Consider the following 15,173-nt stretch of genomic DNA (forward strand, 5'->3'; position numbering starts at 1 on the left):
AAACTTACACCAACCAATTGATGGTAGCCATTCGTTTTGATTCTGATTCTAAAGGTGTTATTTTATTTCAAAGGAATAGCAAAAATATAACTGGAATGCTAGGATCATTTGTTCCGAAATCCAATTTATTATCAGTTAAACATCAACTGTTTCACTCCCATTCACCTTCTTTTTATGGTGTAAAATTTGCGATGAAACTATTTAATATGGCATATAATGGAGAAGATCCTCAGTCGACTCAAGCGATATGGATCCCTTTAGAAGATATTCATGTTTTGCTTGAGATTGACACCACTGACATAATTGGTCCTATTCATCAAACAACGCATAATTTTATCCAGTTGTTAAACGAAGCAAATGAGAGCATCAAAGCAAAACGTGTTTTCCCAAATCGAAATGGATCATGGGAAATGGATGCAGAACTCAAGTCAAAAGTGATGAACGCTCAAATCCCTGTAGCTACAATAAATATGAATAATAATGACCAGTTACAGATAGACACCCAAAATAAACAAAGTGTCGATAAATTTATCAACGAATGGCTTCAATCCTATGTGTTAACTCCTATTACTTCAAGTAACGATTGGTCATTATTTAAAGAATCGATTCGAATGAAATCAGAAGATGGTCAATTAATTAACTGGATAAAATCATTAGAAAATAATAAAGACAGGTTTACACTTTCTCAACACCTTTATCCGATCTGTTTACAGCAATGGAATGGTCATCCACCTGAACCGTTCCAACTTCAACTCGTGATTTATGAACCACTTTTTAATCAAGAGAATTGGACATTGGAGTGGTTTCTGAAAGAATGGCAATCAGGTTCATTTGTTTCATTGGCAAATATAGCAGCTGGAACGCATCCGTTTCGAACGAATCCGATACCATGGTTACAAAAGGAAAGCTCTCGATTGGCCACTGTTGGGATTCCAATGTCCTTTCAAGATGATACGTCGTACATCTTCTATTTAAGTGAACAAAGCTTTAGTAATTACTTGTTAAATGATACGAAAAGACTTGAAGAAAATGGCGTGTCAGTATTCATACCCGAAAGTTTAAAGAAGAAAATTTACCCACAACTCAAAGCTAACTTATCGCTCTATCACGATAATAATGAGATAGATTTTACAAATTCTTGGATTAAAAGCCATGTCTCTTGGAAACTCCAATTAAATGACGTTGAAATCGATGAAACGGCCTTTCGAGAATTAGTTGAACAACAACAACAAATGATACATATTCACGATCAATGGGTTGTTTGGGATTTAGAAATGGCTTCACAACTTTTAAGTCAAATCGATCTTGCTCAAGCTAATCAGCAAATCTCTTTTTTTGACGGTTTAAGAGCTGCACTTGATGATACTCATGTCGGATTTAGCTATGACATCGCGGACACTTCAAATCATGCTCATCCCATTGAATGGTCATTGACAGAAAATACTAAGAGCTTATTAGAGAATCAAACAATAAAAACGAGAGAGCTTTCGTTAATTTGGCAGAATTCTTTACGGGTATATCAACAACAAGGAGTAACGTGGTTATTAAATATGAGGAAAGCCCAATTAGGATGTTGTTTAGCAGATGACATGGGGTTAGGGAAGACAATCCAAGCAATTGCTTATATAGATGAGGTTGTTACAGCTAATAAGCCGTCATCTCCTTTTCTTATCCTTTGTCCATCTAGTTTAATTCATAACTGGTCAAATGAATTGAAGAAATTCTCTAAACACCTTACTGTATATTTGCATCAAGGAATTCCAACAGTAAGAGAAAATCAGTGGAGAAGTGGTATCTCAAACACCGCCCATGTTGTCATTTGCTCTTACCCAACCGCTACGAGAGATCTACATCTATTGAAGACAATCGATTGGGCTGGCTGCATCTATGATGAAGCACAACAACTGAAAAATATTCGTACCAAACAACGTAAAGCGATGAAGATGATCAGTGCTCATCACCATGTAGCCTTAACAGGAACCCCTATCGAAAATCACCCATTTGAAATGTGGACAATGATGGATTTATTGAATCCAGGGTTGTTAAAAGATGAAACTTGGTTTTCTGAGCAATTCCTTCAGGCTCATGGAGAAAAGGACAAACATAAAAATCTCTCGAACCTTCGCGCAATTATCCGTCCTTTTTTATTAAGAAGAACAAAACATTCATTTATGGAAGAGCTATCCTTACCTGAAAAAACATCAATAAACCACATCGTTTCATTGACGGATGAACAAAAGGTTTTATATGAGGCTATAGTTGAGGAACTTATGCAATCTTATGAAGAGCAACCTATAATAGTTCAACGGACAATGTTATTTAAAACCATGACAAAACTAAAACAAGTTTGTAATCACCCTGCACAGATTTTTAAAGAAGTTAACTCAAGCTTGCTTGATACGGGGAGGTCTGAAAAATGGGACTTAACTGTGAAGTTACTCGAGGAATGGCTAAATTCTGGGAAACGCGGATTAATTTTTACGCAATACCGCTTTGTAGGAACTCTTATTCAAGAACTTGGAAAACAAAAATTTGGTCTTTCCATTCCATTCTTTCACGGTGGGCTAAACTCAAATCAAAGAGAAACAATGATACATGACTTTCAAACACATCGTTCAGCTCCCATTATGGTAATATCGCTAAGAGCTGGGGGGTTTGGTATAAACATGACGGAAGCAAGTGAAGTCATTCATTATGACCGCTGGTGGAACCCAGCAGTTGAAGCACAAGCGACCGATCGTATTCACCGGATTGGTCAAACCAAACCTGTTCGTGTCCATACGATCACAACAAAAGGGACAATTGAAGACCGAATCGCTCACCTTTTACATGAGAAAAAGAAGTTACAAAAAGCAGTAATTGACGGACGGGCACTTCCTATATGGTCTCTTTCAAAAGAGGAATTAACGGAATTATTTCAACTTAAATAGCTGGTTGGTGGATCGTAATTCAGCATCCAAATATGTTATTCAGTATCCCAAGAATAAGCCGTGATGTCACCATCACGGCTTATTTCGCTAATTATTCGGTTTCTTTAGACCATGTTTTATCTAATTGAAATGGATGATCAGAAAGGCTTTGTCCGTCAATGGAATAGATATAGAGTTTGGTAGCAATATTACCCGAAGTAAATGGCTCATCACTATTCCACTCATCTGTAAACGTTAGTTCATCTCCTGCAGATAATTCCTCTGATATGATTGCTTGTGTAAACATTTTATCCTCAGCAAAGTCATATAGCATATTTCCTTCTTCATCTTCAATTACTACGTCAAACTGATGCCCTGATGAAAACTCTATTTGTTTTGTTTGATCACTCACATTGGTTAACACCATATAAATTGTGAATGAAGACTCGCTTTGTTCAATAGTCATTGTATATTCTAATCCATCGTATTCTACCACAGCTTCCTCTCCTTCCTCTATGTCCCCTAAATTATCAGAAAGATTATTGTCTGTGGACCCATCACTATTACTATCAACGGCATTTCCTTGCCCACATGCAGTTAAAAAAAGTATAAAAATCGTTAAACTTAAGATTATTTTTATCATCTATTCACTCCGCCTTTCATCATCAACATTGTCTAGTATACTAAATTTAGACGCTAAACGGAGAAATTAGGTTACAAATATTAATCTTCTTTTCGGAACATCCCAACAATTCCAGTTGTTTGAAGAATATTCGTAAAGGCTAGAGGATCTACATCATTAACCACCTGTTGCAATAAATAGAGTTCATAGCGTGTAATCACAATCATCAGTACTTCTTTATCCTCTTTCGTGTATCCTCCCTTAGCAGGAATTCGTGTCACTCCTCTCGTGACCTTTTGATAGAAGGCATCCTGAAGATCGTCAGCTTTGTTTGTTACAATCATCGCAGTTAGCTTGACATGTCGCGTGTGAATCGTATCAATAATCCGTGAGGTAACATATAACGTAAGTAATGTATAAAGAGCTTTTTCCAATTCAAACATCAGTCCAGCAGTCATGACGATAACCGCATTCATTATAAAAAAATATACACCAACCGGACGATCACTTTTTTTCGCAGCTAAAAGTACTAAAATATCCATACCACCGGATGAAGCGCCCCATTTTAATACGACACCTGCACCAATACCACTTAGGACTCCTCCAAATACCGAATTCAAGATGATATCTTCAGAAAAACCTTGCACCGGTATGATCTCTAAAAAAAACGTTGTAAAAGCAACATTAACAAAGCTATAAAATGTGAATTTCTTACCTACTTTTAGCCACCCAATAACTGCAACTGGAATATTTAATAATAAGAGCAATACACCAGGTGACAGAGGGATCAACTCCGAAATAATTTGCGCAACACCTGTAAAACCACTTGCAAAAACATTCGCTGGAATCAGAAACATATTTAAGCTCATTGCCAATAAAACACCGCTTAAAGCAGCGATGATAAAGATTTTAACATCTTCGATAATTTGCAGTCTACTCGTCATGACTCATTCTCCTTAAGTTATACCGAACCGGATACCTATAATTTCTCACAAATAAAAGCCGCTATTCATTTAATAGCGGCTTTTATTACATTACTTTTTGACATTTTCATTATAATAATTAACTGAAAATACAGCGCCTTCGTCCACCATTGAATTATCTTCAATATCTTCAGGGTGTGAATGACCGACTTCTTCTTTTAAATAAGAATTATCTCCATCCGGTTGTTGTATTTTTTCCTTCAAACTGTTGAAAGTATTAAGAAGCTTTTCCCTATTTTCTTCTTTCCCTAAATAATAACTCCCCGCTGCTATTACTGTTGCAAATACTGCTGATGTTAGCATATTTTTTGCCATTCTAAATTCCCCTTTCACTATTTTTTATAAGTGTTGTATCAAATTAGCGCGCTTTTCTATTTGTAAGTTATTTTTAAGCGATTGTGTTTATAATTAAATTTCAGTTATTTAGGAACGTGAAGAAACCATCCTGTTTATTTTAAAGTTACCATTTATACTTAAATATTGGCCTCTGTTAAACTCGTCTACCAGTAATTAAATTTATTACTGCGACGATAAGAGCAACCACTAATAACAAGTGGATGAGACCTCCACCTATTTGAAAACTAAAACCTAATATCCACATGAGAACTACAATACCTACTATTGTCCATATCATTTTAAACTTCCTCCAATTTATCAAAACTTATTTTATGTCTTAGTATAGGTTATATCCTTAATCAACAAAAATAAAACCTTCTTTAAAAACATAGAAGGTTTTAAGCAAATATTATTATAATTTTTTTAATGCATCAATTGTTTCAATATGTTTCTCAGGACCTTGTTTTGTTTCTCCATCCCAATCAAGCATGCCGCCATCGAAGTTAACAACTTTGTCAAATCCTTGTTGCTTCATAAATAAAGATACATTTTGTGATCTATTTCCACTTCGACATACAAAAATGTACTCTTTATTTTTATCAAATCCTTCAAGTAAATTTGGGATCGTTTGCATCGGAACAAGAGGAACGTTAGGAATATGCGCACTATGATATTCATCAGGTTCCCGAACATCGATCACAACTTGGTTTGGATTTGAAAGAGATAAGATCTCTTCAAGTTCTTTTTTATCTACTTGGCTAATTCCGTTATTTTCAAAACTCATACAATCACCTCTATTTTAATCATTTTCATCGTACTCACCTACTAGAATACGTTTATAGGTATATAAAGTAAAGGCATACAGTGAAATAAAATTGAGTATCCTTTTTGCTCAGAGTGAAATAAACGAAGGAAAGAAGAAAATCACCCTTATACCCCTCCTATTTTCATTACTCTGAACTAAAGATAACGACACAATCATTTATATTATTATTCTTTATTGAATTCATCATCTATTCTTTTTCGTAATTGTAGTAAATGATACATATGAGAAACAACTACTTTAGTAACCGCATAAGTTGGTACAGCTAAGATTAATCCCAGGAATCCGGCGAATCCCCCGGCAACTAAAATTAAGATAATAATTGTTAAAGGGTGTACAGATAATTTTCGCCCCATGACTTGAGGTGAAATAAAGTTACTTTCAATTTGTTGAATGACAATGATAGCGATAACGACCCATAACAACGTCCAAGGTGAATCAATAATAGCAACAATTACTGCTGGTATTGTTCCTATCCAAGGACCAATAAATGGAACGACATTTGTCACCATCGCAATAAGCGCCAATATCAGTGAAAACTCAATCCCTATGATAAGAAATGCGATGTACATTAATACCCCAACACAGAAACTGACGATTATCTGCCCTTGAATATACGAACTTAATTTATCATCCATATCCTCTAAAATACGAAAACCTTCAGCTTGCTGCTTTTCAGGTAAAAACCGCAATAACTGACCAGGTAATTTATCTCCATCTTTTAGTAAGTAAAAGAGGACGAATGGAACAACGACGAAAATTAATACAAAATTGATGACTCCACCAATGAAACTAGCAATGTTCGAAGTAATAAAATTTAAAGCATCTGTCAGATAATTTGTTAAATTGTTCATAATTTCTTCAATAGAAAAATCGCCAGTATTTTGAAAACTCGCATACCAGTCACTATCTTCTATTTGAATAATCAGTTTACTAAATTCTTCAAATAACATTGGAGCACTTTCGATTAATCTTGTCACTTGCGTTTGTAAGACAGGACCAATTAATAGGATAAATAATGAGAAAATACTAATTGCCCCTAAATAGATCGCTAATATCGCTATCGGTTTTGGCACTTTTTTCTTATGTAAGACATTCACAATCGGTCTCAATAAATAAAATAAAACCCCTGCAATTAAAAAGGGGATAAACATTGTTTGAAAAAAGACTACGAGGGGTCTGAAAATAAACGAAACCTCTCTACCTACTAAAATAATTAACAAAATAATTAATATAGCTGCTAATAGCTTAAAAAAACGTGATTGAAACACATTTATCCACTCATTCCATTCCAATTATATCCATAATTATAGCATATTAATCTCATCATAAGCTGCAAAAAATAGAAATTTTCAAAGTTAATATGATGAAGCATACACAAGCACTTTTTTCGAACTTATTGAACTACTCGTTGGCAAGATTGCCGTTTAATCAATTTATGAGGAATAATTACTTGCCTTGAATCTAATTCCGGATCATTAATTTTATCAATAAGACAATTAGCTGCCTCATATCCAAGACTAAAAATATTAATGTCAACAGTAGTCATAGGTGGAGACGACAATTCCGAGATCATCACATTATTAAAGCTAATGATTGAAATATCCTCTGGCACTTTAACTTCCATTTCACTTAACATTCTCATGACACCAAACGTCATAATATCGTCAGCTACAATAAGAGCTGTTGGTCGTTCAGCAAGACTCATCAAATCAATAACTGCTTCCTGCCCACCTTCTTGAAGCTCTTCGTGGAAAACAACATAATCTTTCCTCGGGGTTATTCCCGCATTTAATAAGGCTGTTTCATAACCTTTCATATGGTCCAATGTAACAACTGTGCCTAAGTTACCACCAATAAACGCAATTTGTTGGTGTCCTAAAAGAATAAGATAATCTGTCACTGTTTTCGCAGCTTTTAAATTGTCATTATTCACATAGGTGATATCCTTCATTTGATCATCATAAGGTCTACCTATTACAGTAAATGGGAACTTCTCATTATAAAGGTAATTCATCACTTTATCATTAACTTTTGAGTACATTAACAAGATCCCGTCAACTCTTTTCCCTTGAACCATATCTTGCACTTCTTCATAGATTTCTTCTTCTGACTGTCCTGTCGATAAATACAATCCATATCCTAACTGATGTGCTTTAGAACTGATACCACGAATAACCTCTGGAAAAAATGGATTTTGGAACGTTTTATTTGCAGAGTTTGGCATTACCAAGCCAATCGTTTTGGTGCTTTTATTCGCAAGGCTTCGCGCATTAAAATTTGGGTGGTATCCCAATTCTTTCATTGCTTCCCTAACTTTTACCTTCGTTGGCTCACTAATTCTTTGGCTGTTAGCAATCACACGTGATACGGTTGAAGGGGCAACATTTGCCACTTTTGCTACATCTTTAATTGTCACGGCCATGTTCTTCCATCCCTTCGATAAATACAAGTCTTATCCCTATTGTTTCTTATTAGTCATATATTATTGTTTATTTTAACATAATTATTTTTTCTTGGTCTTTCTAAATGTTACTGTTGAAATTAATCTTTCTTATAAAAAATTTTTCACTCTCTTTTGGAAAAAAGAAACAATATTTCATATTAAATAGGGGACTCTCTATCTATATTTTATCGTCTACAACCTAAAAGAACAATATGAATTCTCACTACTTAAAACATTATGTTTTGTTTCATTTTTTTATATTTTTCAAATAAGAAGATACGGGGAAAGGAGCACTACCTCCTTTCCCCGTATCTGATCTTTCATGATTTCTAAATACTTACCCTTTGGTTGCTCCAGAAGCTAAACCAGAGATCAAGTACCGTTGTAAGAACAAGTATACTGCTGCAATTGGAACTGCAATTAGAATTGCACCTGCAGCAAAGCGTGTAAATGTATTAGCAAACTCATCATTTACCATATTGAATAACCCTAATGCTAGCGTGAAGTTTTCTGGACTTCTCAACACAATTCGTGGAAGAATGAAATCCATGAATGGTGCCATGAAGTTAAACAACGCCACAACAGCTAAAATTGGCTTTGCTAATGGAAGGAGAATTTGAAAAAAGATTCTAAAATGTCCTGCACCATCTATTTTAGCTGATTCATCAAGCTCTCTAGGTAAGGTATCAAAATATCCTTTAACTAGAAAAGCATTCATTGGAATTGCCCCCCCAATATAGATGATAATTAACCCAAAGAGATTATCTAGTAGCCCGACTGTATTTAATAGAATGTACAATGCGACCATCGCCATTAATACAGGGAACATTTGCAAAAGTAAGAATGCATACAGCCCATTTTTTCTACCTTTAAATCGATACCTTGAGAAAGCATAAGCAACTAGTGCAACAATAAATGTTGCACAAAGAGAAACGGTAATCGCAACAATTAAAGTATTTTTATACCAAATAACATAATTACTTCTTGCGTCAAAAAACAGCCACTCATAATGGACAAATGACCAATTCTCTGGGATCATCGTTGCACCGTAAAGTCCACGGCCTGGGTTAAATGATACTCCTAATGTCCAAAGCAGTGGATAAAGAATAATCACAAACATAATCGCAACGATTGTGTAAATAACAAACATTTCTAAAAAATTCTTTTTCTTCTTACTCATTGGCTTTTTTACTTTGTTACTCATTAGAAAGTCCCCTCCTCTTTAAAGGAACGTGAACGACGGAATTGGAAAAATGCAAATGTCGCTACGAGTAGTCCTAAAATTATTGAGATAGCTGCTGCCATATTGAATTGTTGGTTCTCAAATGTCAGACCATAAATCCATGAAATCAAAATATCTGATCCACCGGCTGTCTGACCACGAACAGCTGGACCTCCCTGATTAAAGAGATATATAATATTGAAGTTATTGAAGTTAAATGAATACTGCATAATTAATAACGGAGCTGTGGCAAACATCAAATGAGGAAACGTAATGTTCCTGAACTTCTGCCATCGATTCGCGCCATCGATATCCGCTGCCTCAAACCAGTCGCTTGATATCCCTTGCAAAACTCCAGTAAACAGAGCATAAACAAATGGGAATCCGAGCCAAACTTGTATCAAAATCAATGCTATTCTCGTCCAATTTGCATTTTGAAGCCATGGAATTGCTTCACCAAACAACGGCACGATGATTTGAGCGTTAATAGCACCAAATGAATCATTGAAAAGTGCAGAGAAAATAATAATCGTAACAAAACCTGGTACGGCCCAAGGCAAAATAAACACCGTCCGGATCAATTTTTTAAATTTCAATCTTGGATCATTTGTAATTATCGCTAAAAACATCGCTAAAGCGATTTGCAACGTTGTTGCTACAAACGTCCAAATTAATGTCCATGATAAAACATTAATGAAAGTGTTTCTCCATTCACTGATCCTAAATAAATTAGTGAAGTTTTCAAAACCGACCCATTCAAGGATATGTCTAGGTGGAGCATTATATAAATTGTAGTTTGTAAAAGCAAGAAACACCATGAAGAGAAGTGGAAAAACAACTACAAACATGAGTAAAAATAAACCTGGCCCAATTAATATATAGGGAAAACTAGTATCCCATGCATTTTTAAATCCCTCACGAATGTTTGGTACTTGCCAGCCTAATTGTATTCTCTTTGCGTCTTTATAAGCATCTTGAATGTTCAAGGTGTAGAAAGTTATAAAGAAAATGGTAAAAATCAATGAGAGGATCCCATTACTTAGGAAAACCCTAGAATCGTCTACTCGCGGAACTTCACCTAGCGTCACTAACCCTTGAAGTCCAGTGCTAATGAAATCAATCATTGCAATCACAAAAGCTGCAAAGAGAATGAACAAGACTGCTCCTTTCAAAAAGCGTCTATTGTAAGCTTGACCTATCCCTGGAATAATTGAAAGCAGTGCAGCTACAGTCGGATTATGCCTCGGGTTAACTAAATTCGCTTTAGTATCTTGTTTATCTTGACTGTTTTTCGTAGCCATATTAGTCTTCCTCCTGTGAAAGATTTGGGATTGAGGAGCTATCTCCTCAATCCCCTATCATCTACTACTAATTACGCATAATGGAAATTTGCTCTTTAATCTGTTCAACTGCTTCGTCTAATACTTCTTGAGGATCCTCACCATTAGTGACAAACATTAGTGCATCACCAATTGGCTCCCAAACCTGGGACATCTCTGGGATGTTAGGCATTGGTTCAGCATGTTGCGTTTGTTCAAAAATTGGACCCATAAACTCATCTTCAATTTCGACAGCTGTGTGAGCAGGAAGCTCTCCAGCAACTTCATAATAAGTTTGAGAACTCTCTGGATTAGTCAAAAATAATGCTAATTCAGTCGCCCAATACTCATTCTCAGTGTAATAGTTTACTAACCAACCTTTATTTCCAGCAAAAGTACTTAATACTTCACCATTTTGTTCAGGCAATGTAGATATAGCTAAATTATCTCCTAACGCTTCCTCATATTCTGGAATAGCCCAAGGACCTGTTACTACCATACCGACTTGCCCGTCTGTAAAGAGACCATTCATAATGTCACCATCAACACCATCAGGCATAAGATCTTCTTCAAACCAAGAGCCAATAATTTCAGCACCCTCGACAGCACCTTCGTTGTTCAAGCCGATGTCATCAGCATCATAAACACCATCAGCGTCTTGACCAAATACATACCCTCCAGGACCTGCCAAGAACGGATATGTGAAGTAAAAATTCGTTGCTTCCATCAAAAATCCATAATTACTTCCTTCTGTTAAATCACGTGCGATATCCATCAACTCATCCATTGTATCTGGAGCATCTGGCACTAAGTCAGTGTTGCGGAACAAAGCATATGTTTCGACAACAGCTGGAATACCGTACTGAATCCCTTCATAACTAAATGATGTAACTGCTTCTTCGTTATACTCAGTTAGCCTATCAAGTTGATCATCTGTTAATTCTAATTCAGCAGCGAGACCTTGAATGTGTATATCACCCATACGATCATGCGGTTGGAAGAATAGGTCTGGACCTTGACCTGCTGGACCATCTAAAGACATACCTTCCGTTTGTTCAAGCATAGAATAAGGAGTTACGTTCACTTCAATACCGTGCTCAGCAGAGAATCTTTCTGCAAGTTCTTCGTAGGCATCTAATTGAGATTCTTCATCATTTACCCACATTGCAAGCTCTTCTGGCTTTTCTGGTACTTCCGTGTCACTTGCATCTGCTTCTTCTTCGTTTGCTTCGTTATTATCTTCTTCTACATTTCCTTCATTATTGACATTTCCATTGTCTGAATCATTTGCTGGAACATTTGCTTCTTCATTGTTATTTCCTCCACATGCAACCAAAGTGATTGACAGTATCAACATAAGCATGACTGATAATAATAATGATTTACCTTTAAACATCTGATTTCCCCCTTAGTAATGTTAATTCATGTGTTTCGCAAACTTATTTGCTTTCAAAAATGTCACTTCCTCTTAATCTGTAAAAACATTAACTAGGTAGATAACTTATTTCATCATCCTTTTACTTTTTAATTTTTTTACTGAAAGTAATCTTGTTAGACTTTTTAATGTCAACAGTATTAAACGAGGAAGAATACCGACAGAAGACAACCGTTTGCACAAAATGGTGTAAAAAAATCACGAACTTATCGTGAAATCGTTTGCACTATTTGATGTTTTCATTATACTATCGGATTCAATAAAAAAACAACCCTTTTTATAAATAAATTTTTATAACTTGAGAAATATCACATTAAAACCTTTATAAAACAATGTTTTAACACTTTAATTTTTTAATTTTTCAGCCAGAATTTCTAACGATATAACATCATCTGTTAACTCTTTTTGACAATTTGTTTGTTCTATTACTATTTTTTTAACGTCTCCGCTTTTATCTTGCAAACCGTTTGCACCATCTACTAATTCTGTGACAGAATTAACGACATCTTCTATCGCTTGATTAATTTGCATAATTGACTCATTAATATCATGGTGTTCCTGTGCTATTTTTATATTACCTGTCGAAATATCTTGAAAGATCTTGGCAGATGTCGCGGTTTTATTTCGAGCATTTTCGCTTTTTTCTTGGAAGTTTTCAAATGCTCCTTCAACAGCCGTTGCCTCGTTACTTAAATCTACTAGTACATTTTTCGTTTGTTCTGAAAATTTATTCGTCCCTTGTGAAAGTTTGCGAATTTCATCTGCAACAACAGCAAAAGTCCGCCCTTCCTTCCCAGCCTTTGCAGCTTCTATCGAAGCATTTATAGCCAATAAATTCGTTTGATCTGCAATATCATCAATTCCCTGTAAAAAAGAAGAAATATGATTTAGTTGTCTTTGCATACATTTGACACGATTTGCAGTTACTCCTGTCTCATCGTTCAATTCATTCATCGTTGATTCTAAATCATTCATTAAAATAAGCCCTTCATTTGAAACGTGTTCCAAACTTTTCATTTGCTTACTCATGTATTCAATTGATGATTGAATTTCTTCAGAACTAGCGGATACTTCTTCTGTCGTAGCAGAAATAGTTCCAGTAAAATCTGTTTGTCGTTCTATCTTATTAGTAAACTGATTCATCGTTTCTTGAATCTCATTCATCCCATGCATTTGCTCAGTAGTTTTTTGTGAGGTTGTTTTTACGACTGATAATACATCATCACTAATTTGTTCGTTGCTTTTTAAGATGGAATCTAATCTTGAACCCATTCCTCTTAATCTTAAATCAATTTGCCCAAACTCATCATTGCGATTTGATTCTTGTGAAAAATTTAAATTTCCATCATGGTAAGCTTTAATTCTATTCATCACTATTCTCACACCACTATTTAAATTTCTTGCAAACAATAGTAAAGAAACGAGAGGAACGATGATAAGAGTTATCAAAGCAACCATTATTACTAATTCTGTGATAGCGATTGAAGATTGTAACGAAGAGGAAGCGTGATTACGTTGTTCTTCAATAAAATGTTGTATTCTTTCATTTACTGTATTAATGGATTCTTCATTTCTATTGATAATTGGCACAATTCGATTTCTTATTCTATCTACCTCTTCTCCCACATATAAACTAGTAAAATATTCTTCAAAACTTCCTTCATAAGAACGAATAACATCATCCAAAAAAGCAAGATAATGTGAAACTTCGTCATTACCTGAAATTTCTTCTTTTAAACCTTCATAGAGCACACTCGTTTGTTGAAGTAGTTCATCTAATTGCTCAATTTGATTTTCATTGTATCCAGAAGTTGTAAGTTGGTATTTCAATACACTAATTTGATTTAACCCATTTACAAGTTGGGTATACTCTTGTTGAAAGATTGCAGATTCCTCTAATAACTTACTCTGAACAGATACATTTTGACTGTAAACATAGATAAAAGCTCCTGATACAACACATGTAAGTAGAATCACCGCTGTTAGTCCGTATAACTTATGAATCAATTTCTTTTCCCTCGACCTTTTCTTTTTCCACCTCATAACATAAGTATCCCCCTTGTAAGCATAAAAACTAAGCGCAATCGTTTGCACTTAGTTCCATTGTATCATTGGTTTAATTTTAATTCTATTCCTATTTCTGCTGTTTCATATTATTTGCAAAAGTTGTTCTTCTATATTCTCCTGGAGTAATTCCTTCCTTTTTTTTAAAGACCCTAGAAAAATAACTTACATCTGTGAAACCAACTTCATTGGAAATTGTCTTTAAATCAACATAATCTTGTTGAAGAAGTTCTTTCGCTTTCATCAAACGACAGTGATTCAAATACTGCACAGGAGACATTCCGATCGTCTTTTTCATTGCTCTTGTTATATAATCAGGATGATAAAGTAATTCATGTGCCATGTTTGTCACACGAAAAGTATCTTCTCTGTAATGTAAATGAATAAACTGAATACATTGAGTAGCGATATTTTGTGCATTCGATGGTAATTCAAGTGCATTTTTTTGTAACTGAATAATAATATCAAAAAAATAGATTTGTTGCTTCATTCTTTCTGCTGGTTCATTTGATTCATTTATTTTTAATAGTCTCTCTAATAAATTTACTGGTTGGTCTTTTCTACTAAATGAACCGAACCTAGGTAAACGCAAGTTATATAAGTCTGACTCCATAAATGTACTTTTTCTTTTTATAATATTTGACCAATCAATTTTTCTCTCTTCTACTAAAGAGTATGGTGAAGAGAAAGTAAAGTGAACCCAAATAAATTCTGTGTCTTCTTCACAGGGTTTCGATCCTGCATGCTCTATATAAGGTGCAAGAATAAAGTACTCCCCTTCCCCTATAGGAATATCTGTCCCGCTTTCTTCCATATACAACGTCCCTTTTGTTACGAATAGCAAAACAAAAATATCAAATTCACGTCGAAAATGTACTTCTCCTTTAGGAAACAGAGCGCTTGATGCTTTAATAAAAATTGGTAACGGTGGTACCATCGTAAGTATAGTTTCCAATATTCTTCACCCCAATGTCGGTTTTGTCCAATACTGTTCGTTTTTTTTACTATAATCTT

Annotated in this window: 13 protein-coding genes; 1 reads left to right on the top strand and 12 read right to left on the bottom strand. The window is 34.9% G+C overall.

Features of this window, described 5'->3' with window-relative positions; translation table 11 throughout:
- Positions 1–20 precede the first annotated feature (20 nt).
- Positions 21–2,930 (top strand): SNF2-related protein, encoded by a 2,910-nt coding sequence (locus ACM26V_RS10105; RefSeq protein ID WP_416151841.1) that lies wholly within the window; start codon positions 21–23, stop codon positions 2,928–2,930.
- A 91-nt stretch (positions 2,931–3,021) separates the two neighbouring features.
- Here ACM26V_RS10105 and ACM26V_RS10110 read toward each other — a convergent pair whose 3' ends face one another.
- From ACM26V_RS10110 to ACM26V_RS10165, 12 genes are all read right to left on the bottom strand, one after another.
- Positions 3,022–3,552, bottom strand: a complete 531-nt coding sequence (locus ACM26V_RS10110; protein WP_416151296.1) for a BsuPI-related putative proteinase inhibitor — start codon at positions 3,550–3,552, stop codon at positions 3,022–3,024.
- Positions 3,553–3,632: 80 nt separating this feature from the next.
- Positions 3,633–4,475, bottom strand: a complete 843-nt coding sequence (locus ACM26V_RS10115; RefSeq protein ID WP_416151297.1) for a YitT family protein — start codon at positions 4,473–4,475, stop codon at positions 3,633–3,635.
- A 90-nt stretch (positions 4,476–4,565) separates the two neighbouring features.
- Complete coding sequence (locus ACM26V_RS10120; protein ID WP_416151298.1) at positions 4,566–4,829, bottom strand: hypothetical protein; 264 nt, start codon at positions 4,827–4,829, stop codon at positions 4,566–4,568.
- 175 nt (positions 4,830–5,004) lie between these two features.
- The gene (locus ACM26V_RS10125) at positions 5,005–5,148 is read right to left on the bottom strand and encodes a lmo0937 family membrane protein (RefSeq protein ID WP_416151299.1); all 144 of its coding nucleotides are present in this window, start codon (positions 5,146–5,148) and stop codon (positions 5,005–5,007) included.
- A 114-nt stretch (positions 5,149–5,262) separates the two neighbouring features.
- The gene (locus ACM26V_RS10130; protein ID WP_416151300.1) at positions 5,263–5,634 is read right to left on the bottom strand and encodes a rhodanese-like domain-containing protein; all 372 of its coding nucleotides are present in this window, start codon (positions 5,632–5,634) and stop codon (positions 5,263–5,265) included.
- Positions 5,635–5,840: 206 nt separating this feature from the next.
- On the bottom strand, positions 5,841–6,968 hold the full coding sequence (locus ACM26V_RS10135) for an AI-2E family transporter (RefSeq protein WP_416151301.1): 1,128 nt from the start codon (positions 6,966–6,968) through the stop codon (positions 5,841–5,843).
- Positions 6,969–7,069: 101 nt separating this feature from the next.
- The gene (locus ACM26V_RS10140; RefSeq protein ID WP_416151302.1) at positions 7,070–8,098 is read right to left on the bottom strand and encodes a LacI family DNA-binding transcriptional regulator; all 1,029 of its coding nucleotides are present in this window, start codon (positions 8,096–8,098) and stop codon (positions 7,070–7,072) included.
- Positions 8,099–8,456: 358 nt separating this feature from the next.
- On the bottom strand, positions 8,457–9,299 hold the full coding sequence (locus tag ACM26V_RS10145; protein ID WP_416151842.1) for a sugar ABC transporter permease: 843 nt from the start codon (positions 9,297–9,299) through the stop codon (positions 8,457–8,459).
- A 23-nt stretch (positions 9,300–9,322) separates the two neighbouring features.
- A complete protein-coding gene (locus tag ACM26V_RS10150; protein WP_416151303.1) occupies positions 9,323–10,642 on the bottom strand; it encodes an ABC transporter permease subunit in 1,320 nt (439 codons plus the stop codon).
- A 67-nt stretch (positions 10,643–10,709) separates the two neighbouring features.
- Positions 10,710–12,056, bottom strand: coding sequence for a sugar ABC transporter substrate-binding protein (locus ACM26V_RS10155; RefSeq protein WP_416151304.1), 1,347 nt, complete (start codon positions 12,054–12,056; stop codon positions 10,710–10,712).
- A gap of 384 nt (positions 12,057–12,440) precedes the next feature.
- Entirely contained in the window at positions 12,441–14,138 is a 1,698-nt protein-coding gene (locus ACM26V_RS10160) for a methyl-accepting chemotaxis protein (protein ID WP_416151305.1), read from the bottom strand.
- Between the two features lie 91 nt (positions 14,139–14,229).
- Entirely contained in the window at positions 14,230–15,114 is an 885-nt protein-coding gene (locus ACM26V_RS10165; RefSeq protein ID WP_416151306.1) for a helix-turn-helix domain-containing protein, read from the bottom strand.
- Between the last annotated feature and the right edge of the window lie 59 nt (positions 15,115–15,173).

This window comes from Salipaludibacillus sp. HK11 (assembly GCF_047795645.1).
Lineage (GTDB): Bacteria > Bacillota > Bacilli > Bacillales > Salisediminibacteriaceae > Salipaludibacillus.

Coding starts and splice junctions, on each gene's coding strand:
- ACM26V_RS10115 (WP_416151297.1), bottom strand. CDS start 4,475: ATGACGAGTAGACTGCAAATTATCGAAGATGTTAAAATCTTTATCATC.
- ACM26V_RS10110 (WP_416151296.1), bottom strand. CDS start 3,552: ATGATAAAAATAATCTTAAGTTTAACGATTTTTATACTTTTTTTAACT.
- ACM26V_RS10125 (WP_416151299.1), bottom strand. CDS start 5,148: ATGATATGGACAATAGTAGGTATTGTAGTTCTCATGTGGATATTAGGT.
- ACM26V_RS10160 (WP_416151305.1), bottom strand. CDS start 14,138: ATGAGGTGGAAAAAGAAAAGGTCGAGGGAAAAGAAATTGATTCATAAG.
- ACM26V_RS10105 (WP_416151841.1), top strand. CDS start 21: ATGGTAGCCATTCGTTTTGATTCTGATTCTAAAGGTGTTATTTTATTT.
- ACM26V_RS10140 (WP_416151302.1), bottom strand. CDS start 8,098: ATGGCCGTGACAATTAAAGATGTAGCAAAAGTGGCAAATGTTGCCCCT.
- ACM26V_RS10155 (WP_416151304.1), bottom strand. CDS start 12,056: ATGTTTAAAGGTAAATCATTATTATTATCAGTCATGCTTATGTTGATA.
- ACM26V_RS10150 (WP_416151303.1), bottom strand. CDS start 10,642: ATGGCTACGAAAAACAGTCAAGATAAACAAGATACTAAAGCGAATTTA.
- ACM26V_RS10120 (WP_416151298.1), bottom strand. CDS start 4,829: ATGGCAAAAAATATGCTAACATCAGCAGTATTTGCAACAGTAATAGCA.
- ACM26V_RS10145 (WP_416151842.1), bottom strand. CDS start 9,299: ATGAGTAAGAAGAAAAAGAATTTTTTAGAAATGTTTGTTATTTACACA.
- ACM26V_RS10130 (WP_416151300.1), bottom strand. CDS start 5,634: ATGAGTTTTGAAAATAACGGAATTAGCCAAGTAGATAAAAAAGAACTT.